The 26,382-nt window shown below is 72.3% G+C and carries 1 protein-coding gene; it reads right to left on the reverse strand.

Going from position 1 to position 26,382, the window contains the following annotated elements; all coding sequences use genetic code 11:
- Window positions 1-126 precede the first annotated feature (126 nt).
- On the reverse strand, window positions 127-26,325 hold the full coding sequence (locus tag E4U91_RS35085; protein ID WP_137310531.1) for a WXG100-like domain-containing protein: 26,199 nt from the start codon (window positions 26,323-26,325) through the stop codon (window positions 127-129).
- Window positions 26,326-26,382: the final 57 nt, after the last annotated feature.

Genomic DNA, 26,382 nt, shown 5'->3' on the forward strand with positions numbered 1-26,382 from the left:
CGAGCGCCACCGGCGTCCGTGTCCCTGCTCGGTCCATGTCCCGCCTCCCGGTTCCGCCGACGCCGTGATGGTCCTACGCGACTGGTTCGCCGGTCGGCGGCCGACCGGATGCAGCCACCGGCCGGCTCAGGAGGTGGCGGGCTGCTGGATGCTGTCGCCGCGGTTGTTGAGGGCGATGTGGGTGCCGATGCGGCGGAAGTCGTTGATCACGCCGAACAGGCTCTTGTTCGACGGCAGCAGGGCGCGCAGGGCGGGCCTGTCCGCCAGGCGGGCGTGGAGCAGGTCCTTGTAGGCGTTGTAGACGCGCGCGGTGTAGTTGGGTTCCTTCGCCGCGTTCATCCGGTAGTCGTTGGTGATCGCGATGGAGGCGAGGTCCATGAGGTAGCAGTCGAAGAGGTCGGTGACGTCGCCGGCCTTCGCGCCCTCTTCCCCCGACTGCGCCTGCCGGGCGAGGGTCTCGGCCATCTCCACGACGATGTCCCGGTAGATGCCGTGCCGCGTGCTGCTGGGGAAGGCCGCCATGATGTGGTCGGCCTGTCCGGCGCCCTGGGTGCTCATGGTCCGGGGGGTGGCCAGGTCGGCGAGGCCCGGGACGGGCAGGGGGATGTCCTGGAACATCGCCTCCTCGTCGGGGATGTTCCCGTTGCGGGAGGCCAGGGGGTGCAGGCCGATCTCGTGGGCGAGCATGCCCATGATGTAGCCGGTGTCGTACTTCTCGAAGTAGTAGCTGGCCAGGTTGATCAGCACGCCCTCGTCGCCGAGGTCGCGCACGTCGGCCGGCGTCTCCGTCGTACGCACGTGGAGCGTGATGCGGACGGGGCGGGCGCCGACGTAGGCCTGGATCGTCGGGTGCTCCCGGAGCAGCTCGATGATCCGGACGGCCTTGTCGCGGTACCTGTCCTCGGTGTGCTTGAGGTTGGTGAACTCGTAGTTCCCCGACCTGAAGGGGGTGAGGACCGGTTCCGGGGCGGGGCCCTGTGGCATCTGGGCCGGTACTTCCGCGCCCCCGGGGCCGTGCGTCGTGTCGCCCGTCGTGGGGAGGGAAACGGGGTCGACCCACACGGAGGCGCGCGGCGTCGGCGTGGTGTCCCGGCGGGTCTCCTCCCAGGTCCGGTCCGGTTCCGTCCCACCGTGGTGGGGCCGGGGCCGCACCTCGCCGATGTGCGCCTGCAGCAGGGCCAGGTGGCGGCCCCGCAGACCGCCCCGGGCGAGGGAGGGGTCCTCGGGAGCCTCGTCCAGGGCGCCGAGGAGGCTGCCGGGGACGTGGGGGCGGTGCGGGGCGTCTGCGTCGCGGTACTCGTCGCGCAGGCCGAGCTGGTGGGTGAGCTCGTGCACCAGCTGGACGGGCTCGGCGTCGGTCCACCAGGTGGTCTGGTCCATGGTCCGGTCGCGGCCGGCCAGGTCCACGGTCAGGTGCGGGGCCCCGCCCGTGGCGTCGGTGGCGGCCGGGTCGACGCGCTCGACCGTGACGTGGAGACGGTCGCCACCGGGGAGCAGGTGGCCGGGGTCGTTGAGGAACTCGTGCACGCCTCGCTGGAGTTGGCCGAAGACGCGCGCCGTGTCCTCGTCCGTGCCGCGCAGGGCGACGCGGACGGTGAGGTCGGTGACGGGCTCGCCGTCGTAGGTGAACCGACGGGCGTCGAAGCCCGAGCGGACGACGAACCGGGGGCGCCGGTCGCGTGGCCTCCGGGGCCGCGGGACGTCCGGTGCGGGCGCCGACGGCGTCGGGGCGTAGTCCGTGGGCGGCGCGAGGCGGGGAGGGGTCCCCCCGGTGCCGCCGCTCGGCCGCGGTGCGACGGTCTGGATGCTGTCGCCCTGGTTGTTGAAGGCGAAGCTGGCTCCGAGACCGAGGAAGTTGTTGGTGACGTTGTACCAGCTCTTGTCCGGCGGCAGCAGGGCGCGGACCTGGCTGTCGGCCGGCAACTGCGCGGCGAACTGCTCCTTGTACGCGTTGTAGACCCTCGCCGTGTAACGGGGTTCCCACGCGGCGTCCTTGCGGCGGTCGTTGGTGACGGCGATGGTGGCGAGGTCCATCAGGTAGGTGTCGATGAGGTCGGTGACGTCCTTGGTCTTGGCGCCTTCCTCGCCGGTGCGTGCGTCCTTGGCGAGGACGTGGGCCATCTCCCTGACGATGTCGCGGTAGATGCCGTGGCGGATGGTGTGGGGGAAGGCGGCCATGATGTGGTCTTCCTGGCCGGCGCCTTCGGTGTTCATGAAGCGCGGGGTCTTGAGGGTTTCGAGGCCGGGGACCATGAGGGGCATGCCCCGGTAGAGGTCTTCCTCTTCGGGGATGCGGGTGTTGCGGCTGGCGAGGGGGTGCAGGCCGATTTCGTGGGCGAGCATGCCCATGATGTAGCCGGTGTCGTACTTCTCGAAGTAGTAGCTGGCGAGGTTGATGTCGACGCCGTCGTCGCCGCGGTCGATGACGTCGGCGGGGGTCTCGGTGGTGCGCAGGTGCAGGGTGATGCGGACCGTGCGGTCGCCGACGTAGTCGCGGATCGTGTCGTGCTTGCGGAGCAGTTCGATGATCCGGATCGCCTTGTCGCGGTACGCCTCGTTCGTGTGCTTGAGGTTGGTGAACTCGAAGTTCCCTGAAGAGAACGGAACGAGGGTGGGCTCCGCGGCACCGGTGGACTGCGTCGTACCCGATGTGGCAGTGGGCTCGGTCGTACTGTCGGCACCGCTCTGTGGCAGCCGGGGGCGTGCTTCGCCGGTGGTGTTGGTGGTGGTCTGCGTGGGTGGGGTGGGTTGTTGGATGCTGTCGCCGCGGTTGTTGGTGGCGATGCTGGTGGCGAGTTGGGTGAAGTTGCGTGCGACGCCGAAGAGGGTTTTGTTGGACGGCAGGAGGTTCTGGAGTGTCGTGTTGTCGCCGAGTGCGGTGCGCAGTTGGTCTTTGTAGGCGTTGTAGACGCGTGCGGTGTAGTTGGGTTCCTTGACTGCGTTGATGCGGTAGTCGCTGGTGACCGCGATGGAGGCGAGGTCCATGAGGTAGGTGTCGAAGAGGTCGGTGACGTCCTGGTTCTTGGCTCCGGGGACGCCGACGCGGGCGTGCTGGGCGAGGACGTGGGCCATCTCGATGACGATGTCGCGGTAGAGGCGGTGGCGGATGGCCGGTGGGTAGGCGGCCATGATGTGGTCGCGTTGGCCGGCGTTGTCGCTGTTCATGGTGCGCGGCGGGTTGAGGTCGGTCAGTCCGGGGACGGTCAGGGGCATGCCCTGGTAGGCCTCTTCCTGCTCGGCGATGTCGCTGTTGCGGCTGGCGAGGGGGTGCAGGCCGATCTCGTGGGCGAGCATGCCCATGATGTAGCCGGTGTCGTACTTCTCGAAGTAGTAGCTGGCGAGGTTGATGTCGACGCCGTCGTCACCGCGGTCGATGACGTCGGCGGGGGTTTCGGTGGTGCGCAGGTGGAGGGTGATGCGGACCGTGCGGTCGCCGATGTAGTTCTTGATCGTGGCGTGCTCGTCGAGGAGTTCGGCGATCCGGACGGCCTTGTCCAGGTAACGCTCGGTCTGATTCAGGTTGGTGAACTCGAAGCTACCCAGCTTGAAGGGGGGCGGGGTCTGCGCCGGGGCTTCGGGCGCGGTGTCCGTGTCCTGTGGCATGTGGGCCGGGATGTCGGGACCGGCAGCATCGTCGGCGGGGCGGGGCAGGGAGATCGGATCGACCCAGATGGACGTGCGAGGTTCGGGGACGGCGGTATCGCGCGCCGAGGCCCAACTCCGTGGCGTGGGGTCGCTGTCGGGACGGGGGGCCTGGGTCACGTCGCCGATGAGGGCTCCGAGGAGAGCCAGGTGGCGGTCGCGCAGGCCTGCGGGTGCGAGGGACGGGTCTTCGGGGGCTTCGTTGAGGTCGCCGAGGAGGCTGCCCAGGACGTGGGGGCGGTGCGGGGTGTCGGTGTCGCGGTACTCGTCGCGCAGGCCGAGCTGGTGGGTGAGTTCGTGCACGAGTTGGACGGGTGCGGCGTCCGTCCACCAGGTCATCTGGTCCATGGCCCGGTCTCGGCCGACGAGGTCCACGGTCAGGTGCGGGGCCTCGGACCGGGTGTCGTCCGGGTCGACGCGTTCGACGGTGATGTGGAGGCGGTCGCCGTTGGGGAGCCGGTAGGCGGGGTCGTTGAGGAACTCCTCGACGCCCTGCTGGAGTTGGTCGAAGGCGTGGGTGGCCTGCTCGTCGGTGCCGCGCAGGGCGACGCGGACGGTGAGGTCGGTGACGGGCTCGCCGTCGTGGGTGAACCGGCGGGCGTCGAAGCCCGAACGGACGACGAACCGAGGACGGGGGTCCCGCGGACCGCGTGGACCGTCCGGTGCCGACTCGGACACCGTGGAGCCGCTGTCGCTCCCGGGCAGCCGGGGTTGCGCCGAACCGGGGGTGGCCGGCGGCAGACTGGGCTGCTGGATGCTGTCGCCGCGGTTGTTGGTGCCGACGCTGGTGGCGAGCTGGGCGAAGTCGCCGAGGACGCCGAACCGTCCCTTGTCGGCCGGGAGCAGCCCGCGTACGGGGCTGTTGGCCGGCAACTGGGCGGCGAACTGTTCCTTGTAGGCGTTGTAGACCCTCGCCGTGTAGCTGGGGTCGAGAATTGCCTTGGCCCGGTGGTCGTTCGTCACCGCGATGGTGGCGAGGTCCATCAGGTAGGTGTCGATGAGGTCGGTGACGTCCTTGGTCTTGGCGCCTTCCTCGCCGGTGCGTGCGTCCTCGGCGAGGACGTGGGCCATCTCCCTGACGATGTCGCGGTAGATGCCGTGGCGGATGGTGTGGGGGAAGGCGGCCATGATGTGGTCTTCCTGGCCGGCGCCTTCGGTGTTCATGAAGCGCGGGGTCTTGAGGGTTTCGAGGCCGGGGACCATGAGGGGCATGCCCCGGTAGAGGTCTTCCTCTTCGGGGATGCGGGTGTTGCGGCTGGCGAGGGGGTGCAGGCCGATTTCGTGGGCGAGCATGCCCATGATGTAGCCGGTGTCGTACTTCTCGAAGTAGTAGCTGGCGAGGTTGATGTCGACGCCGTCGTCGCCGCGGTCGATGACGTCGGCGGGGGTTTCGGTGGTGCGCAGGTGCAGGGTGATGCGGACCGTGCGGTCGCCGACGTAGTCGCGGATCGTGTCGTGCTTGCGGAGCAGTTCGATGATCCGGATCGCCTTGTCGCGGTACGCCTCGTTCGTGTGCTTGAGGTTGGTGAACTCGAAGTTCCCCGACTTGAGGGGGGCGAGGCCCGCGTCCGCCTCCCCGGACGGGGCGTCGGCGGCCTGCGGCATGCGGGGCGGTACGCCGCTGCCGGACTGCGGCAACCGGGGGTGCGCCTCGTCGGCGGCCGGGCCGGTGGCGGGGGGTGCCGGGGGCGTGGGCTGCTGGATGCTGTCGCCGCGGTTGTTGGTGCCGACGCTGGTGGCGAGCTGGGCGAAGTCCCCGAGGACGCCGAACCGTCCCTTGTCGCCAGGGAGCAGCCCGCGTACGGGGCTATTGGCCGGCAGCTGCGCCGCGAACTGTTCCTTGTAGGCGTTATAGACCCTCGCCGTGTAGCTGGGGTCGAGAATTGCCTTGGCCCGGTGGTCGTTCGTCACCGCGATGGAGGCGAGGTCCATCAGGTAGGTGTCGATCAGGTCGGTCACGTCCTGCGTCTTGGCTCCGGGCACGCCGACCCGTGCGCGGTGTTCCAGGACGTGAGCCATCTCCATGACGATGTCGCGGTAGATGCCGTGGCGGATGGTGTGGGGGAAGGCGGCCATGATGTGGTCTTCCTGGCCGGCGCCTTCGGTGTTCATGAAGCGGGGGTTCTTGAGGGTTTCGAGGCCGGGGACCATGAGGGGCATGCCCCGGTAGAGGTCTTCTTCTTCGGGGATGCGGGTGTTGCGGCTGGCGAGGGGGTGCAGGCCGATTTCGTGGGCGAGCATGCCCATGATGTAGCCGGTGTCGTACTTCTCGAAGTAGTAGCTGGCGAGGTTGATGTCGACGCCGTCGTCACCGCGGTCGATGACGTCGGCGGGGGTTTCGGTGGTGCGCAGGTGCAGGGTGATGCGGACGGCGCGGTCACCCACGTAGTTCCTGATCGTGGCGTGCTCGTCGAGGAGTTCGGCGATGCGGACGGCCTTGTCCAGGTAGCGGTCGGTCTGCTTGAGGTTCGTGAACTCGAACCGGCCCAGTCTGAACGGGAGGGGGGCCTGCGCCGGGGTCTCGGGCGGGGTGTCCGTGTCCTGCGGCATGTGGGCCGGGACCTCGGGACCCGCCGTGTCGTCGGCGGGCCGGGGCAGGGAGACCGGGTCGACCCACACGGCCGCGCGGGGCTCGCGGACGGCGGCGTCGCGTGCGGAGGCCCAGCTCCGGGCGGCCGGGCCGCCCTCGGGATGCGGGGCGCGGGTCACGTCGCCGATGAGGGCTCCCAGCAGGGCTAGGTGGCGGTCGCGCAGGCCTGCGGGGGTGAGGGACGGGTCTTCGGGGGCTTCGTTGAGGTCGCCGAGGAGGCTGCCCAGGACGTGGGGGCGGTGCGGGGTGTCGGTGTCGCGGTACTCGTCGCGCAGGCCGAGCTGGTGGGTGAGTTCGTGGACGAGTTGGACGGGTGCGGCGTCCGTCCACCAGGTCATCTGGTCCATGGCCCGGTCTCGGCCGACTAGGTCCACGGTCAGGTGCGGGGCCTCGGCCTGCGTGTCGTCCGGGTCGACGCGTTCGACGGTGACGTGCAGGCGGTCACCGTTGGGGAGCCGGTAGGCGGGGTCGTTGAGGAACTCCTCGACGCCCTGCTGGAGTTGGTCGAAGGCGTGGGTGGCCTGCTCGTCGGTGCCGCGCAGGGCGACGCGGACGGTGAGGTCGGTGACGGGCTCGCCGTCGTGGGTGAACCGGCGGGCGTCGAAGCCCGAACGGACGACGAACCGAGGACGGGGGTCCCGCGGACCGCGTGGACCGTCCGGTGCCGACTCGGACACCGTGGAGCCGCTGTCGCTCCCGGGCAGCCGGGGTTGCGCCGAACCGGGGGTGGCCGGCGGCAGACTGGGCTGCTGGATGCTGTCGCCGCGGTTGTTGGTGCCGACGCTGGTGGCGAGCTGGGCGAAGTCGCCGAGGACGCCGAACCGTCCCTTGTCGGCCGGGAGCAGCCCGCGTACGGGGCTGTTGGCCGGCAACTGGGCGGCGAACTGTTCCTTGTAGGCGTTGTAGACCCTCGCCGTGTAGCTGGGGTCGAGAATTGCCTTGGCCCGGTGGTCGTTCGTCACCGCGATGGTGGCGAGGTCCATCAGGTAGGTGTCGATGAGGTCGGTGACGTCCTTGGTCTTGGCGCCTTCCTCGCCGGTGCGTGCGTCCTCGGCGAGGACGTGGGCCATCTCCCTGACGATGTCGCGGTAGATGCCGTGGCGGATGGTGTGGGGGAAGGCGGCCATGATGTGGTCTTCCTGGCCGGCGCCTTCGGTGTTCATGAAGCGCGGGGTCTTGAGGGTTTCGAGGCCGGGGACCATGAGGGGCATGCCCCGGTAGAGGTCTTCCTCTTCGGGGATGCGGGTGTTGCGGCTGGCGAGGGGGTGCAGGCCGATTTCGTGGGCGAGCATGCCCATGATGTAGCCGGTGTCGTACTTCTCGAAGTAGTAGCTGGCGAGGTTGATGTCGACGCCGTCGTCGCCGCGGTCGATGACGTCGGCGGGGGTTTCGGTGGTGCGCAGGTGCAGGGTGATGCGGACCGTGCGGTCGCCGACGTAGTCGCGGATCGTGTCGTGCTTGCGGAGCAGTTCGATGATCCGGATCGCCTTGTCGCGGTACGCCTCGTTCGTGTGCTTGAGGTTGGTGAACTCGAAGTTCCCCGACTTGAGGGGGGCGAGGCCCGCGTCCGCCTCCCCGGACGGGGCGTCGGCGGCCTGCGGCATGCGGGGCGGTACGCCGCTGCCGGACTGCGGCAACCGGGGGTGCGCCTCGTCGGCGGCCGGGCCGGTGGCGGGGGGTGCCGGGGGCGTGGGCTGCTGGATGCTGTCGCCGCGGTTGTTGGTGCCGACGCTGGTGGCGAGCTGGGCGAAGTCCCCGAGGACGCCGAACCGTCCCTTGTCGCCAGGGAGCAGCCCGCGTACGGGGCTATTGGCCGGCAGCTGCGCCGCGAACTGTTCCTTGTAGGCGTTATAGACCCTCGCCGTGTAGCTGGGGTCGAGAATTGCCTTGGCCCGGTGGTCGTTCGTCACCGCGATGGAGGCGAGGTCCATCAGGTAGGTGTCGATCAGGTCGGTCACGTCCTGCGTCTTGGCTCCGGGCACGCCGACCCGTGCGCGGTGTTCCAGGACGTGAGCCATCTCCATGACGATGTCGCGGTAGATGCCGTGGCGGATGGTGTGGGGGAAGGCGGCCATGATGTGGTCTTCCTGGCCGGCGCCTTCGGTGTTCATGAAGCGGGGGTTCTTGAGGGTTTCGAGGCCGGGGACCATGAGGGGCATGCCCCGGTAGAGGTCTTCTTCTTCGGGGATGCGGGTGTTGCGGCTGGCGAGGGGGTGCAGGCCGATTTCGTGGGCGAGCATGCCCATGATGTAGCCGGTGTCGTACTTCTCGAAGTAGTAGCTGGCGAGGTTGATGTCGACGCCGTCGTCACCGCGGTCGATGACGTCGGCGGGGGTTTCGGTGGTGCGCAGGTGCAGGGTGATGCGGACGGCGCGGTCACCCACGTAGTTCCTGATCGTGGCGTGCTCGTCGAGGAGTTCGGCGATGCGGACGGCCTTGTCCAGGTAGCGGTCGGTCTGCTTGAGGTTCGTGAACTCGAACCGGCCCAGTCTGAACGGGAGGGGGGCCTGCGCCGGGGTCTCGGGCGGGGTGTCCGTGTCCTGCGGCATGTGGGCCGGGACCTCGGGACCCGCCGTGTCGTCGGCGGGCCGGGGCAGGGAGACCGGGTCGACCCACACGGCCGCGCGGGGCTCGCGGACGGCGGCGTCGCGTGCGGAGGCCCAGCTCCGGGCGGCCGGGCCGCCCTCGGGATGCGGGGCGCGGGTCACGTCGCCGATGAGGGCTCCCAGCAGGGCTAGGTGGCGGTCGCGCAGGCCTGCGGGGGTGAGGGACGGGTCTTCGGGGGCTTCGTTGAGGTCGCCGAGGAGGCTGCCCAGGACGTGGGGGCGGTGCGGGGTGTCGGTGTCGCGGTACTCGTCGCGCAGGCCGAGCTGGTGGGTGAGTTCGTGGACGAGTTGGACGGGTGCGGCGTCCGTCCACCAGGTCATCTGGTCCATGGCCCGGTCTCGGCCGACTAGGTCCACGGTCAGGTGCGGGGCCTCGGCCTGCGTGTCGTCCGGGTCGACGCGTTCGACGGTGACGTGCAGGCGGTCACCGTTGGGGAGCCGGTAGGCGGGGTCGTTGAGGAACTCCTCGACGCCCTGCTGGAGTTGGTCGAAGGCGTGGGTGGCCTGCTCGTCGGTGCCGCGCAGGGCGACGCGGACGGTGAGGTCGGTGACGGGCTCGCCGTCGTGGGTGAACCGGCGGGCGTCGAAGCCCGAACGGACGACGAACCGAGGACGGGGGTCGCGGGAGCCCCGCGAGGGTGAGGCCGTCGTGGCGGGAGGAGCCGTGCCGCTGTCGCTTCCGGGCAGCCGGGGGTGTGCTTCGCCGGTGGTGTTGGTGGTGGTCTGCGTGGGTGGGGTGGGTTGTTGGATGCTGTCGCCGCGGTTGTTGGTGGCGATGCTGGTGGCGAGTTGGGTGAAGTTGCGTGCGACGCCGAAGAGGGTTTTGTTGGACGGCAGGAGGTTCTGGAGTGTCGTGTTGTCGCCGAGTGCGGTGCGCAGTTGGTCTTTGTAGGCGTTGTAGACGCGTGCGGTGTAGTTGGGTTCCTTGACTGCGTTGATGCGGTAGTCGCTGGTGACCGCGATGGAGGCGAGGTCCATGAGGTAGGTGTCGAAGAGGTCGGTGACGTCCTGGTTCTTGGCTCCGGGGACGCCGACGCGGGCGTGCTGGGCGAGGACGTGGGCCATCTCGATGACGATGTCGCGGTAGAGGCGGTGGCGGATGGCCGGTGGGTAGGCGGCCATGATGTGGTCGCGTTGGCCGGCGTTGTCGCTGTTCATGGTGCGCGGCGGGTTGAGGTCGGTCAGTCCGGGGACGGTCAGGGGCATGCCCTGGTAGGCCTCTTCCTGCTCGGCGATGTCGCTGTTGCGGCTGGCGAGGGGGTGCAGGCCGATCTCGTGGGCGAGCATGCCCATGATGTAGCCGGTGTCGTACTTCTCGAAGTAGTAGCTGGCGAGGTTGATGTCGACGCCGTCGTCACCGCGGTCGATGACGTCGGCGGGGGTTTCGGTGGTGCGCAGGTGGAGGGTGATGCGGACCGTGCGGTCGCCGATGTAGTTCTTGATCGTGGCGTGCTCGTCGAGGAGTTCGGCGATCCGGACGGCCTTGTCCAGGTAACGCTCGGTCTGATTCAGGTTGGTGAACTCGAAGCTACCCAGCTTGAAGGGGGGCGGGGTCTGCGCCGGGGCTTCGGGCGCGGTGTCCGTGTCCTGTGGCATGTGGGCCGGGATGTCGGGACCGGCAGCATCGTCGGCGGGGCGGGGCAGGGAGATCGGATCGACCCAGATGGACGTGCGAGGTTCGGGGACGGCGGTATCGCGCGCCGAGGCCCAACTCCGTGGCGTGGGGTCGCTGTCGGGACGGGGGGCCTGGGTCACGTCGCCGATGAGGGCTCCGAGGAGAGCCAGGTGGCGGTCGCGCAGGCCTGCGGGTGCGAGGGACGGGTCTTCGGGGGCTTCGTTGAGGTCGCCGAGGAGGCTGCCCAGGACGTGGGGGCGGTGCGGGGTGTCGGTGTCGCGGTACTCGTCGCGCAGGCCGAGCTGGTGGGTGAGTTCGTGCACGAGTTGGACGGGTGCGGCGTCCGTCCACCAGGTCATCTGGTCCATGGCCCGGTCTCGGCCGACGAGGTCCACGGTCAGGTGCGGGGCCTCGGACCGGGTGTCGTCCGGGTCGACGCGTTCGACGGTGATGTGGAGGCGGTCGCCGTTGGGGAGCCGGTAGGCGGGGTCGTTGAGGAACTCCTCGACGCCCTGCTGGAGTTGGTCGAAGGCGTGGGTGGCCTGCTCGTCGGTGCCGCGCAGGGCGACGCGGACGGTGAGGTCGGTGACGGGCTCGCCGTCGTGGGTGAACCGGCGGGCGTCGAAGCCCGAACGGACGACGAACCGAGGACGGGGGTCCCGCGGACCGCGTGGACCGTCCGGTGCCGACTCGGACACCGTGGAGCCGCTGTCGCTCCCGGGCAGCCGGGGTTGCGCCGAACCGGGGGTGGCCGGCGGCAGACTGGGCTGCTGGATGCTGTCGCCGCGGTTGTTGGTGCCGACGCTGGTGGCGAGCTGGGCGAAGTCGCCGAGGACGCCGAACCGTCCCTTGTCGCCAGGGAGCAGCCCGCGTACGGGGCTATTGGCCGGCAGCTGCGCCGCGAACTGTTCCTTGTAGGCGTTATAGACCCTCGCCGTGTAGCTGGGGTCGAGAATTGCCTTGGCCCGGTGGTCGTTCGTCACCGCGATGGAGGCGAGGTCCATCAGGTAGGTGTCGATCAGGTCGGTCACGTCCTGCGTCTTGGCTCCGGGCACGCCGACCCGTGCGCGGTGTTCCAGGACGTGAGCCATCTCCATGACGATGTCGCGGTAGATGCCGTGGCGGATGGTGTGGGGGAAGGCGGCCATGATGTGGTCTTCCTGGCCGGCGCCTTCGGTGTTCATGAAGCGCGGGGTCTTGAGGGTTTCGAGGCCGGGGACCATGAGGGGCATGCCCCGGTAGAGGTCTTCTTCTTCGGGGATGCGGGTGTTGCGGCTGGCGAGGGGGTGCAGGCCGATTTCGTGGGCGAGCATGCCCATGATGTAGCCGGTGTCGTACTTCTCGAAGTAGTAGCTGGCGAGGTTGATGTCGACGCCGTCGTCACCGCGGTCGATGACGTCGGCGGGGGTTTCGGTGGTGCGCAGGTGCAGGGTGATGCGGACGGCGCGGTCACCCACGTAGTTCCTGATCGTGGCGTGCTCGTCGAGGAGTTCGGCGATGCGGACGGCCTTGTCCAGGTAGCGGTCGGTCTGCTTGAGGTTCGTGAACTCGAACCGGCCCAGTCTGAACGGGAGGGGGGCCTGCGCCGGGGTCTCGGGCGGGGTGTCCGTGTCCTGCGGCATGTGGGCCGGGACCTCGGGACCCGCCGTGTCGTCGGCGGGCCGGGGCAGGGAGACCGGGTCGACCCACACGGCCGCGCGGGGCTCGCGGACGGCGGCGTCGCGTGCGGAGGCCCAGCTCCGGGCGGCCGGGCCGCCCTCGGGATGCGGGGCGCGGGTCACGTCGCCGATGAGGGCTCCCAGCAGGGCTAGGTGGCGGTCGCGCAGGCCTGCGGGGGTGAGGGACGGGTCTTCGGGGGCTTCGTTGAGGTCGCCGAGGAGGCTGCCCAGGACGTGGGGGCGGTGCGGGGTGTCGGTGTCGCGGTACTCGTCGCGCAGGCCGAGCTGGTGGGTGAGTTCGTGGACGAGTTGGACGGGTGCGGCGTCCGTCCACCAGGTCATCTGGTCCATGGCCCGGTCTCGGCCGACTAGGTCCACGGTCAGGTGCGGGGCCTCGGCCTGCGTGTCGTCCGGGTCGACGCGTTCGACGGTGACGTGCAGGCGGTCACCGTTGGGGAGCCGGTAGGCGGGGTCGTTGAGGAACTCCTCGACGCCCTGCTGGAGTTGGTCGAAGGCGTGGGTGGCCTGCTCGTCGGTGCCGCGCAGGGCGACGCGGACGGTGAGGTCGGTGACGGGCTCGCCGTCGTGGGTGAACCGGCGGGCGTCGAAGCCCGAACGGACGACGAACCGAGGACGGGGGTCGCGGGAGCCCCGCGAGGGTGAGGCCGTCGTGGCGGGAGGAGCCGTGCCGCTGTCGCTTCCGGGCAGCCGGGGGTGTGCTTCGCCGGTGGTGTTGGTGGTGGTCTGCGTGGGTGGGGTGGGTTGTTGGATGCTGTCGCCGCGGTTGTTGGTGGCGATGCTGGTGGCGAGTTGGGTGAAGTTGCGTGCGACGCCGAAGAGGGTTTTGTTGGACGGCAGGAGGTTCTGGAGTGTCGTGTTGTCGCCGAGTGCGGTGCGCAGTTGGTCTTTGTAGGCGTTGTAGACGCGTGCGGTGTAGTTGGGTTCCTTGACTGCGTTGATGCGGTAGTCGCTGGTGACCGCGATGGAGGCGAGGTCCATGAGGTAGGTGTCGAAGAGGTCGGTGACGTCCTGGTTCTTGGCTCCGGGGACGCCGACGCGGGCGTGCTGGGCGAGGACGTGGGCCATCTCGATGACGATGTCGCGGTAGAGGCGGTGGCGGATGGCCGGTGGGTAGGCGGCCATGATGTGGTCGCGTTGGCCGGCGTTGTCGCTGTTCATGGTGCGCGGCGGGTTGAGGTCGGTCAGTCCGGGGACGGTCAGGGGCATGCCCTGGTAGGCCTCTTCCTGCTCGGCGATGTCGCTGTTGCGGCTGGCGAGGGGGTGCAGGCCCATCTCGTGGGCGAGCATGCCCATGATGTAGCCGGTGTCGTACTTCTCGAAGTAGTAGCTGGCGAGGTTGATGTCGACGCCGTCGTCGCCGCGGTCGATGACGTCGGCGGGGGTTTCGGTGGTGCGCAGGTGGAGGGTGATGCGGACCGTGCGGTTGCCGATGTAGTTCTTGATCGTGGCGTGCTCGTCGAGGAGTTCGGCGATGCGGACGGCCTTGTCCAGGTAACGCTCGGTCTGGTTCAGGTTGGTGAACTCGAAGCTACCCAGCTTGAACGGGCGGAGAGCCGGCTCGGGGGCCGGGGCCGGGGCGTCCGTGCTGGTGTTGCCGGTGTTGCCGGACAGCGTGCTGAGGTCGCGTGCCTCTTCTTCGCCCTGCACCTGGAGTTGTGCGGGTTGCTGGGTCCGTACTGGTGCCGGAGTGCGGGGCACGAGGGGGACGAAGTCGCCGCCGCGGCGTCGTAGGCGCAGGTGGGGGCTGTCGGTGGAGGGGCCGGCGTAGGTGTGGGCGGTGCCGTTCTCCTCGATCAGGGTGACGGTGGTGCCGGTCGCGGCGGCGGCCCACCGTGCCACCGCGCGGTCGGCCTCGGGACCCCACGGGGCCTCGGACAGGTGGCGGCGCAGGTGTCCTTCGAGGGCCTGGGGGCTGGGCGTCGGGGCGCTCGGCCTGACCCGCAGGGGCGGGGGCGTGAACAGCGCGTCGCGCTCGGCGGCCTCGCCGGGCAGGCCGTTGAGCCGCATCAGCTGTGAGGGTGTCGCGCCCGCGCGGGTGCGCAGGCGCGCCGCCTCGCGGTGGTGGAGCCCGGGCTGTTCGGCGGCCTGGCGCAGGGCGGTGGAGAGCGCGCCGAAGAAGCCGTTGCCGCGGCCCGTCGGCGTGCCCTGGGTGTAGGTGGCCCCGTCGGGCGCGGTGAGGACGCCGTCGCGGGCCAGGCGGAAGCGCGGGCCCGGTCCCTGGGCGGGCGGCATCCAGGGGGGCGTGGTGTGGCTGCGGTGCGGGGAGGGCTGCCGGGGCGTGGCCTGGGTGGGGTCGGCCGTGGCCGCGGTCGTTCCGGACCCGTCCGTAGCCTCGGCCGGGACGGCGGGAGTCGGCAGCGGGGTGGCGACCGGTGCGGGGGTGCCAGGGGGCAGCGCGGCGTGGAAGAAGTCCCCGGCGGCGAACAGCACCGGGTCGGTGGCCGGCCGTACGGTGGCGGGGTCGGCGCCGCGCGGGAGGAAGAGCTGGCTGCGGCCCTCGCCGGTCACCACGGTGAGCGGCGTGCCCAGGACGCGGGCGGCCAGGGCGGGCAGCAGGTCGGCGCCGCCGTGGTCGCCGGCCCGGCGGCCGGGCGTGGCCGGCTCGCCGTCCGCAGGTCCGCCGCTGTCCTGGCGCGGCTCGCCGGCGAACGGGCGGGACAGGGCCAGGACGGACAGTGCCACCCGCTGGCCGGGCGTCGGCCAGTAGGTCTGCGGGAGGCGGCCGAAGGCGTCGAACTCGGCCTGCTGAGCAGGGGTGAACCGCAGCCCGGCGGCGTCCACCTCGTCCTGGGTGAAGGTGTCGGCGGCGTCCAGGGCGAGGGAGTCGAGCAGGTCCTGGCTGCTGTCCTCGCCCAGTTCCCAGGCGAGGCGGTCGCGGGCGGCGCTGACGGCCTCGGCCGTGACCGCGGGGTCGCCGGGGGCGGCGGCGAACCGGTCGGCGAGGTCGGTCCCGAGCAGGTGGGGCAGCCTGCCCCGGTCCTGGGCGACGGCGAGCAGCGCGTGGAAGAACGAGGCGCCGTCGTGCGGCACGTCGTGCACCTCGCGCACGGTGGCGCCGTCCGGGGAGGTGAGGGTGCGCGGGGCGGAGCCGGTGGCGTCGCTGACGGTGTACGGCGCGGGTGCCTCGGAGCGCCAGGCCGGCTGGGTGTAGGAGGCCTGCTCGGGCGCCGGCGCGGGGGACTGGCCCCGGTGGTGGGCCGTGAGGCGGCTCGCGGCGAGGTGCAGGCGGTGGTGCTCGAGGGCGGCGGCGTCGGTGCGCTGCTCCCAGAGGCGGACCTCGGCACGGGCCGCCTGCCAGGCGGCGACGGCGGCGGAAGCGGGCGCGGGCCGGGGCCCGGCGGCGGAATCGTCCTGCGATGCCTGCTCTTGCGGGGTGAGGTCGAGCCAGGTGTCGCGGGCCCGTGCGCGGGCGTCGTAGTAGCGCTGTTCGGCCGTCGCGAGGTCGGCCGCCGCCTTCGCCTGGGCGTCCCAGGCGGCGCTCACCTCGTCGGGGTAGGTGGTGTCGTCGAGGAGGCCGTAGTCACGGGCGATGTCCTCGCGCAGCCAGACCAGCGCGGTCGTGCGGGCCTCCGCGGCACGCGGGCCGCGCCGGGCCTTGCCGAGGGCGTGCAGCGGGCGGCTGTCGGTCATCTGGTGGTGCACCTCGGAGACCGCCAGCCAGCTCACGGGTACGGCGAAGAGCATGCTGCGTTCGGTGACGACCTTGAGGTGGGTGCCGAGTGTGGTGTCCGCGGAGCCCTTGAGGGCGGTCGTGTCGTTCGCGCCGCCGACCGGGACCGTGGCGCCGGGGTTGGTCATGCCCGCGTTGCTGTTGCCCGCCAGGGGCGACGTGCCCACCGCGCCCTCGACGTTGTCGGTGATGCCGGCCTCCAGCGCGTCGGAGGTCTTGCGGCGCTGCATGGCCTCCATCCGCGGCTTGTTCTCCACGGCGAGCAGCTGGGCGCCGGTGCGGTGCATCTTGGCGTAGAGGCGGGAGTTCGCGGTGTGGGACTGGCCGAGGAGGCGGGCGGAGGACTGGGTGGGCAGCGGCGAGCCGTCCGGGCCGAGGGCCTCGCGGAAGCCGGCGGTCAGGCCGCCCTGCGAGGTGGCTTCCTGCTGGGCCTGGGCGGGGGCGGTGCCCAGGCCGGTGAGCGGGGTGAGGTGGGCCATGCGGACGCGGGCGGCGAGGAGGTCGCCGGTGTGGCGGCGTCCGAGGTCGCTGTCGCCGAAACCGTCCGCGCGGGCGGTGGCGAGGGTGAGGCCGTCCCGGACGTTGGCCGCGCCGCGGATGTCGACGGCGAGGATGCCGGAGCCGATGCGGTCGTCGAAGGGCAGGACGTCGGAATCGGTGCCCGCGTCCGCGCCGGCTGTGTCCGAGGTGCCCGAACCCGTGGGCCCCGGTCCGCTGGTGCCGCGCCAGGCAGCGATGCCCTCCGGACGGCTCTGTTCGGCGGTCAGCAGCCGCACCGCGCGCTCGGGCTCCGGCACGTCCTGCTCGGTGAGCGCACTGTCCGAGCCGTCGCCGTCCGGGGTGAGCAGGCCGGCCGGGAGCATCTCGTTCAGGGTGCCGACCGAGGCGCCGGTGCGGGGGGCGAGCGGCGTGCCGGTCGCGTCGGTCATGGAGACGGTGAGCACGTAACTGGTGACGACCTCGGCGTGCGCCTGGGTGGTGGCGATGTTCGGCATCGCGGTGCTGCCGTGGGTCTCGCTCCGGGCGCCGGAGCGCTGCTTCGCGGCCGTGCCCTGCGCCGACGGACTGGCGGTGAGGACGCCGCCGCTGTCGGCCGCCGCGCGCTGGGCGGCGCTGAGCGTCACGTCGGCGCCGCGGTCCTGGGAGACGGCGGTGGCGTCGTCGCGGGCGATGGTGCGGTAGTCCTCCAGCTCGAAGCCGGTGCGCAGCCGCTGCACGGTGGTGGTGACGGGCGTCAGCTTGAAGTGCAGTTGCGCCGGGCTGCCGCCCACCGGCAGGTGGTGCGGGCTGCGCCAGGTGCGGTGGCGGACGGGCAGGGTCATCCCGTCGGTGGTCAGCTCGTGCAGGTGGGCGCGGAGGAAGTCGGGTGAGAGCCGCTGCAGGACCTGCTCGCGGTCGTGCGAGGGTACGCCGACCTTCTCGAGCTGGGGCAGCAGGTGCCGGGCGGCGCGGCTCGCGTCGAGGCTGCCGCTGGGGTGGGTGGGGAAGCGCCGGCCCCGCAGGAAGCCGGGCACCCGGTAACCGCCGCCGAGGTTGCGCGGGGTGGTGGTGGCCAGGCCGTCCGGGGCGAGGCCGGCCTCGATGGCGTCCTGCATCGGCAGGTGGAACATCACCGCGTCACGGACGCGGTGGAGCGCGGCGGCGGCGCGGCGGGGCACCAGGCGGCGGCCGAGGTGCTCCGAGAGGCGCCCTGCGGCGGAGCTGATCCGGGTCCCGGCGCGGGTGCCGGCCAGACCCATCGCGGCCGTCCAGCGGTCGCGCACCGCGACGGTCTCGACGGCGTCGGCGACCACCAGGTACATGCGCCCGGCGAAGGCGAGGGTGGTGTTGCGTCCGCGGGTGAGGGTCTGCGAGACGCTGTGGCCGCGGCCCCAGGCGTACTGCAGGGCGGTCGAGTAGGTCCCGACCACGGGCTGTTGGCCGGGCGCCTGCTGGAGCGGCATGTCGGAGCCCTGGAGGCCGAGGGTGGCGTGCGCGACGGTGCTCGCGCTGCCGACGACACGGTGCTCGTTGCCGATGGTGGTTTCCAGCGTCGAGGGCTTCGGGTCGCTCTTGACCCGCAGGTTGTGCAGCTCGCCGCGGACCGCGGCCTTCAAGTAGTGCGTCTGGAGCGGTCCCGCGCCGGACAGCCCGGCGATGCGCGAGCCGAACGGGCCGAGGTACTGGCCGAGTTGACCGGCCACGCTGAGGTTCGCCATGGCACGGCGCAGCGCGGTGCGGGCCGGGGCACCCGGCGCGCCCACGTGCCAGGACGAGCCGGTGGCCCGGTCGGCGGTGTCCTGTGCGAGCTGCTGGCGCTGTCGGCCGCCCTCGGCGCCGAGCACCACGTGCGGCGCGCTGAGCAGGCGCAGGGTGAGGCGCAGGTCGGCGGAGTCGACCCGCTGCGGCGGACGGGTGCCGTCGAGGAGCTGGTCCGCCTCGGTGGCGGACAGCCGCCGCGGCGCGGTCATGGGAGCCGGCGCGGGCCGGCCGGGGCGCGGGTCCGCGGGGGCGTGGCGTTCGGAGCCGTGCGCGGCGGGCACGGCCAGCTCCACGCGGCCCACGGTCTCGGTGCCGCGGGTGAACAGCGGCCGGTCCTCGACCTTGTCGACGAACACCCCCGCGCCGAGCAGGCCGACGGTGGCCAGGCGGGCCCAGCCCCGCGGGCGGCGGTGCCCCTCGAACGTGGCGCCCAGCTCCACCCGGTAGCTGTAGAGGTCGGTGCCGTTCTCGAAGGCGAGCTGGTCGTGGGTGACCGCGACGGTGTTCCTGGTGGCTCTCTGCTCGGTCCTGGCGTAGCGGGCCCCGACGGTGACGTTGCCCGTCTGGCGGGGCACTCCCGCCTCGCGCACCTTGTCGTGGTCGCGCGGTGAGACGCCGAGCTCGACACCGCCCGAGAGGGTGATGGACGCCTGCTGTCCCTGACCGGAGACCTCGGTGCCGACGACCGCGTTGCGCAGGGAGCGCTCGGTCAGGGTGGTCTCGAACCGCCGGTCGCTCAGCCGTGCCCGCAGGATGAGGGTGTGGTGCCCGCGGCGTACCTTGCCGTCCTCGGTGAGGGTGACCGGGACGCCGGTGGTGGTGAGGTCGTCCAGACTCTGCGCCAGGCTGGGCCGGTTGAGGGCCTCGCGTACCTGACGGTCGTTGTGCAGCGCGGTACGCATCCGGCCGTCGCCGTACCAGAACCTGGCCAGCCGGGGGTGGCGCAGCACCAGCGGCGGCACGAACAGGGACGGGTAGGAGCGGTGCAGCGTGTCCAGGACGGAGTCCGTGAAGGCCTCCAGGGGGTCCGGCGGGGCGGGCTGCGGAGCCGTGACCGGCGGCTGCTGCGGCTGCGGCTGCGGCTGCGTCGGCTGTGAGGACTGCTGCGGCTGCTGGACTGCTTGGGTCGGGGGCTGCTGGGTCGGTTGCGTCCGGCCCGTTCCGGGCTGCTGGTTCCGTGCCGACGGTGGCGTCTGCGCGGGCTCCAGCGGCCGGTCGGGGCGGAAGCCCTCGGCCCGGACCTGGCCACTGAGGTGCACCGGGTCCTCCCGCGTCAGGTACCACGGCACGGGCGGCTCGGCGTCCGGGTGGGGACCGGTCCGGCCCGGCGTACGGCTGTCCCAGCCGGCCAGGCGCCGCGCGTCCTGGGTGGACATCCAGTCCAGGCTGACCACCCGCACCGGACGAGCCGCGGACGCGGGCTCACCGGGCATGCGCACCATCAGCGTGCGCTCGACCCGGTACAGCGCCATCGGGTGGTTGCGCACCCGGCCGGTGGTCTTGCGGGCCGCGTCCGCGCCGAGGTAGTGGCCGCGTCCGCTGGTGAGGTCGGCACGGACGAGCGGGCCGCCCTGGAGGCGTACGTCCGTCTCGGGGCCGACGAGGGTGTAGTTGGGCCCGGCGGTGACCTGGATGCCGAAGCGGGTGTCGCGGACGTGCCCGCGCTGGTTCTGGTACGTGGTCTGGGTGAGGTCGCGCAGCTCCATCTTGACCGACTCGGCGACCAGGGTGGCCCGGTGCGGCACGGAGCGTTCCACGATCAGGTGGCCCAGCGGGTGCTGGGCGCTGCCCCGGGTCAGCTCGGGGCCGGTCACCGGGCCCGTCATCCGCCCGAACAGGGCGAGCAGCCGGGTCGGCCGCACGTAGGACACCACCGTGCGGTGCGCCGAACTGCCGGGCCGGGCACCGGAGATGGCCAGCGCGACGTCCTCCGGCGGGTCGACCAGGTGCAGCCCACCGGTGTCCGTCACCCGCGGCCCGGCCCCGTCGGGGAAGGTGAGCGTGCGGGGCGCGCGGCGGGGGCCCTTGAAGGGCACGGTGAGGTCGTCCGGCAGCCGCCAGCTGAGCCCGTCCCGCATGCCGAAGCCGGCCGTGTGCACCTGGGTGCGGTGCCAAGCCGGCCGCGGCGGGGGCGAGTCGGCGGATGTAGCGGATGTAGTGGTGCCGGTGGTGCGGACCGGTCCGTCGAGCGGGCCCGTGGTCCGGGCTGTTCCGTCGGCGGAGCCTGTGGTCCCGGGCGCCTCGGTGACGCGGTCCACCCGCACCCGGTAGTACACGTCGTCGAGGTGCAGGTGGGAACCCTCGTGGGCGCGCCACTCGGACTGGTTGTAGGCCTGGGTGCCCTGCACGTAGTCGGTCCTGCGGGTCCAGCCCAGGGAAACGCCGATCTTCAGCAGCCAGTTGAGCGGCGGTCCCATGCTGAGCGCACCGGCGATGCGGCGCCCGAAGCCGACGCTGCGCCCACCTCCGGTACCGGCCTGACCGCGCCGCATGGTGTCCAGGCGTACGGTGCCTCCGTCGACGTCGGAGAAACGCTCCCAGCGGTGGTACGGGACGGCCTCGACGGTCAACTCCAGGCCGACGCCCGACTTCTCGCGGCCCACGAGACGGGCACCGCGCGGGGCGGTGAAGGCACTGGGCTGGTCGGTGAGCAGGCGCAGCAGCTCCGCCTCGTCGAACCGGGCGCGCAGGTGCCTGGGCAGGCCCTCGACGATCTGCCGGGCCACCTGCTCGGGCGAGCGCAGCGTGGTGACGCCCACGCCGGTGAACAGGCCCGTACGGTCGCCACGTGACGGTTCGTCGGACCTCCGCGCGCCCTCGCCCCGGGCGCCCCCGTCGGGGTCGGCCCCCGGGTCGAGCAGGACCGTGGGCAGACGGCTGCCGTCGGCGAAGGTGACCGTGCCTGGCGGCGGGCCCGGGGGCGGGGCGTCGGGGCCGGTCAACAGGCGCGCGGGGCGGTGTCGTTCGAGCTGCGTCTCCAGCGGGACGGGATCGCCGCGGTCGGGGGTCCCGGTCTCCGCGGTCTCCCCGGTTTTCCTTGTCTCCCCGGACTGCTCGGCCTTCTCCGGGCTGTCGTCCGTCGTCGGTGCGTCGGCTGTGGTGCCGACGGGGGGCGGCGTGGCGGGGTCCTGGTGGAGAGGGGCGGCCGGGTCCGGGACGGGCGGGGTCGGCGCCGGGACCAGGGCGTCGAAGTGGTCGGTGCCGTTGTACGCCAGGTGCAGGGCGCCGCCGTTGGCCCCGGGGTGCAGGGAGGTGACGGTGGTCCGGCCCGGCGCCCGCGGGTCGGGCTGCACCAGGCGCAGGTCCAGGTCCAGGGTGTGGGCCAGGGCCTCCGGGAGGAGGTCGGCGAAGGGCGACGCCCACAGCCCGGGGTGCTCCGCGGCCGCGGCCACCAGGGCACCCGGGCCCAGCCGGCGGGCGTCGGCGGGTGTGGGGGCGATGTCGGCGAGCTGGGGGTAGTCACCCGCGCGCAGCAACCGCCGCCACTCTTCGGGATCGCCATGGGTCACGACGGCTTGCGCGACGCGGTTCCACTCGCGGGTGAGGCGGTCGCGCTCGTCGGCGTCGCGCACGCCCGCCAGGGCGCGGACCCGCAGGTCGTCGACCACGGAGTACACCGGGTCGGGGAACGCCGTGGCGGCGGCGGTACCGAGCTCGGTGCCCGCGATCCGGTCACGCAGCAGGGCACGCAGGCCGGCGACGTTCCGCGCGGCCCAGGCGGGCGGCACCGGACGGCTGCGGGCACTGTCCAGCAGCGCCCTGAACAGGCAGTTGCCGCCACCGGGAGTGTCCAGTCGCGCAAAGGTCACGCCGTCGGCGCGCACGGTGGGGGCGGAAGCGAGTGCGGTGCCGGCCGCGTTGAGGGCCAGGTCCTCGGCGAGGCTCTCCGGCCGGCTCGGCGTGGGCACGAGGTCGGGTCTGCGGCGGGCGAGTTCGGCGGTGTCCTCGGTACTGAGGCCCAGCTCGCCGAGCGGCAGCGGGGTGTCCGACAACGACCAGGTGATCTGCGCGGAGGGCGCGTAGGCCAGTCCGCGCACGTCCTGCGGTGACACCAGGGTGGTGGGCGGGAGCGCGGGCGGAGGCGGGGGGAGCAGGGTGTCGAGCGTGGCGTCGGGGCCCGCGGTGGCGCGCAGTCCGGCGGCCGCGCGCAGGAACCCGGTGTACTGCTCGGGAGTGGGACCGGCCGCGGGACCGGTCGTGCCCTGCGTGGCGCCTGTCCAGTCGGTGACCATCCGTCGCAGCAGGTCGGGGGTCATGCGGCCGTCGCCGTAGCGGTCCGCGCCGTCCCGGCTGAGCCAGCGCAACCCGTCGACCAGGGCGAGACCGGCGAGCAACTCGCGGTTCTCCGGGCGCTGTTCGGCGTCGGGCCCCAGCGCGTCGCGCAGGGTGCGGATCTGCTGGAGGGTACGGGCACGGGTGAAGGCGTCGGCCGGGTCCGGACCGGCGTGCAGCCCTGCGTCCCGGGCCAGCTCGTCCAGGCGGGCGCCGGTGGGCTCGGGGGTGAAGAGCCGCCAGCGGCCCGGCCCGTCCGCGCCCTCGGTGAGGACGGCGCGGACGGCGCCGTCACGGTCACGGGCCGTGCCCACCTCGGTGGTCGGCGCGTACACCGGCCGGCCGGTCCGGTTCGCCACGTGTTGGGCCACCGGCAGGCCCGCCACCTCCGGCTGCCGGCCCGTCTCGCAGGAGTACAGCACGATCGGACGGTCCGCATCGCCGTCCTGGTACCAGGACTTGAGCACCTCGCCGAGCTGCACCCCGCTCACCTTCACGGTGGGGTGTACGGCGTCGTCGGTACCGAGCGTGACGGTGCGCGGGGTGCCGTGCGAGCCGAAGTAGTCGGCGCCCCGGGCGATGCCGGACGGCTCGGAGCCGGCGCTGGTGCCGGAGCCGGGCAGGGGGGTCAGCGGGCCGGTGAAGACGGTGCGGGGCGGGGCGGGTGTGGCGCCCGGCTCCGTGGCGGGGGCAGCGGAGGTGGTGCGCACGCTGCGGTACGTGTCCTGTCCGAGCAGCGCGCGGCGGGCCTCACTGTGTGCCGTGCCGTCCTCGGCCGGGCTCTGCGAGATGGTCAACGTCCTTACTGCTCGGCCCGGTTGTGGCTGCGTCGGCGTGTCCGGCATCCAACGCCGCAGCTGCGCCACGGGCACGGTGTGACCGGTGAGGGTGGTGACGGTCGGCTGACCCTTGGGGCGGACCGTTCCGGCGCCGGTGTCGGCCGTACCGTCTGACGGCCGTACGACGATCCGCGCAGGCGCAGGCGCAGGCGCAGGCGCAGGCGCAGGCGCAGGCGCGGACGCAGGCGCGGACGCAGGCGTCGGCGCCGGGACGGCGGGGGCAGGGGGCTGCGAGGGCTCGTTCCGCGGTGAGGTCGGCGGCGGTGGGGGCGGGGTGCTGCCGTTGCCGGGTCCGGTGTGGCTGCCCAAGGCTCCGTCGCGCCCGGAGGGACTGTCGCCGGATTCCAGGTGCAGGTCGGTGGCGGGTTCCGCCCACGGGCGCGAGAGGGTGGCGAGCTTGGCCGGAGCGGAAGTGTCGGGGGCGGGGTCGATCGTCGTCCGGTCGTCGCGTGCGGGAGGCGGTGCGTCCGACAGCAGCTTGTCGGACAGCGGGTTCGCGTGGGGAGCCGCCGAGTCGGTGCGGATCGGCTTCTCGCTCGGCGGGGGCGTGCCGGGCGCGGTGTCCGAGGTCGCGTCGGGGACGGTGTTCGAGGTCGTGTCGGCGACCGGGCCGCTGCCGACGGCGGGACCGCTCTCGGTGACGGGCCGGGGCGCGGGATCGGTCGTGACGGGGGCGCCGACGGCGTCAGCGAGCGGCAACAGCACGTCGGCGCCGGGGAAGTCGGTGCGGACGTCCGTGCCCGGTACGGCCGTGTCCTGTGCTGCGGCGGGCGGCGGGCCGGAGAGCGGGCGCACCTGGACGGGTCGGCCCGGACCCTCGCGGGTGAGCTCGACGGCCGGGCGCACCGGTCGCCCTGCCCCGTCCGCCGAGGCGGGCGGGCCGAGGACCACGGCCCGGTCGGCCCCGGCGGTGTCGAGCAGCGCGGCGGCCTCCGGCGACCCGGGCGCCGGGGGCGGCAGCTCGGAGACCACGACGGTGAGGGGTGCCCGAGCGGGATCGGTGGTGCCGGCGAGGGCGGGACCGGCCTTCACATCGGGATCACCGAGCGTGGAAGCGTCGGAGCGGCCGTCGGCGGAGCTGGTCGTGGGCACCTTCGGCGGTGCGGAGGTGGTGCTGTCGGATGCCGGGGCCGTGTCGGGGAGGGGCTGCGACGACTCGGTGGTGCTGCCGCTGTCCACGGGTTCCGTGGCGGTGTCGCCGTGCGGTGTACCGGCGGTGCCGGGGAGGTCGTCGGCGGTGGGCGCGGTGGTCTGCTCCGGGTGCGGGGTGGACCGCCGACCGTCCGCCGTGAGCTGGGTGGCGTCCGGGGTACGGGTGTCCTGGGGCTGGGGCTGGGGCTGGGGCTGGGGCTGCGGCTGAGGTGCCTGTGTCCGGCTGTCGACGGCGGGGGCGTCCGAGCGGATCGGAACATCGACGGAGTGCGGCGTGTCCACCGTGACCGGCACGCCGAGCGAGTCGAGTGCGCGGCGGACCCCGTCGGCGTCGACCTGGGCTGCCGGGCCGCTCCCGGCGGGCACCACACGGACCTCGGGGAGCTGCGACAGGTTGCTGTGCAGCGCGTCGCGGACCCCGATCTCGGCGCCGGTGGGCGGCTGTGAGCCGCGCAGGGCGGTGATGTCACGCAGCGCCTGCTCGCGCAGGTCGGGTGTGCCGGTGTGGACCTGCTGCCACAGCGCGTTCTCGGCGGCGGTCATCGGCAGCGGACCGGGGGAGTACGCCGGTGGGTTTACAGCCGTGTAAGGAGGCGGCGGCGTGCCCTGCGTGATGTCCGTGGACGGCGTGGAACTGCCGTCGAGACCCGCGGAGTTGCTCGCCTGCCCGCCGACCGGCGCGGGGACGGTGCCGTCGCCCGTGGCGCCCCGGCTGGGGCCACCGGCCCGATCGCTGTCGCTGCCCCTGTCCCTGGTGCCACCGCCGTCACGCGAGCGCGGGGCATCGGCGGAGCCGTGGTCGCCGCCGGAGACGGTGGGCGGCTGGAAGCGCAACTTGTCGATGGCGTGGCGCAGTTCGGCGCTGCTGTTGATGGCGGTGCTCATGAGGCTCGCCTCGACCTGGCTGCTGATGCCCGCGCCCAGGAAGGTCGACCAACTGGTGGACCAGTCACCGTCGAAGGCGCCCTTGATCACGATCTCCCCGAGCCCCTCGCCGGAGCCCGCGGCGAGGAAGTCGGCGACGCCCTTCAGGCCGTAGTGGCCGGCCAGGGCACCCGGCCGGTCGGCGTTGTTCCGCAGCAGCTGGCTGTTGCGCCACAGCGTGGGGTTGTTCCGGAAGGACAGGGGGCCGTCGCGGAAGGTGGTGGGGGTGTGGGCGGGGGGCGTGGGGCGGTTCGTGGCCGGGTCCGGGCCGGGCCGGTCGTGGGGGGTGTCGCGGTGCGGGGCGGGGGTGGGCTTGAGGTCGATGTCCGGGGTGTCGCGCAGGTTGGGCGGCTTCTTGAAGTCCAGGTCGGACCCGTTCTTCAGGAAGTTGTGGTCGTAGCTCCTGACGATGCGCTTCGCGATGTCGTCGAAGATGCTGGTGAAGAGGCCCGCGGCGGCGCCGAACGCGGCCGACTTGAGGATGTCGTTCCAGTCGAACCGGTCCGGGCGGCGGCCCTCGGGGGCGAAGTTCATCATCGCCAGCCGCACCGCGAAGGTCGTGAACGCCTCGGCGAACGCCTCCGTCAGGGAGGGGGCGAGGTGCAGGCGGTGCAGCAGGTGGCTGAGCGTGGTGAGGATCGCGAACCGGCTGCGCAGCTTGGCCATCATGATCTGGCTCGCCGAGGCGCCTCCGGTGAAGAAGGACATCGCCAGGTAGAGGGCGATCTCGATCAGCAGCCGGATGACCTCGGCGATGACCTGCCACTTGGACTCCATGATGTCCATGGAGGTCTTGCGGCGGCCCTCGGCGATCTTGTCGAGCTGTTCGGCGAACTCGCGCAGGTAGTTCTTGCCGCCGTCGTCGATGAGCACGCCCATCGCCTTGGCGTACGACTTGGCCAGGTCGTCCGGCATGGACTCGGCGATGTCGTGGACCGACTTCTCGATCAGCGAGGACATGCGGTCGAGCTTGCGGCCCAGGCCGGAGTAGGGCTTGCGGCTCTCGTACGCCAGGTCCTCGTCGGCGTCGATGAGCTTCTCCCCGGTGAGGATGAAGATCATCGCGTTGACCTCGGGCGATGCCTTCAGGCTCATCGGTGGTCCCCTCGACGGGCGTGCGGGCAGCGCGGAGCGGCCGCTCCCGGTGTGGCG

It is taken from the genome of Streptomyces lasalocidi, assembly GCF_005280215.1.
GTDB classification, from domain to species: domain Bacteria; phylum Actinomycetota; class Actinomycetes; order Streptomycetales; family Streptomycetaceae; genus Streptomyces; species Streptomyces longwoodensis.

Coding starts and splice junctions, on each gene's coding strand:
- E4U91_RS35085 (WP_137310531.1), bottom strand. CDS start 26,325: ATGAGCCTGAAGGCATCGCCCGAGGTCAACGCGATGATCTTCATCCTC.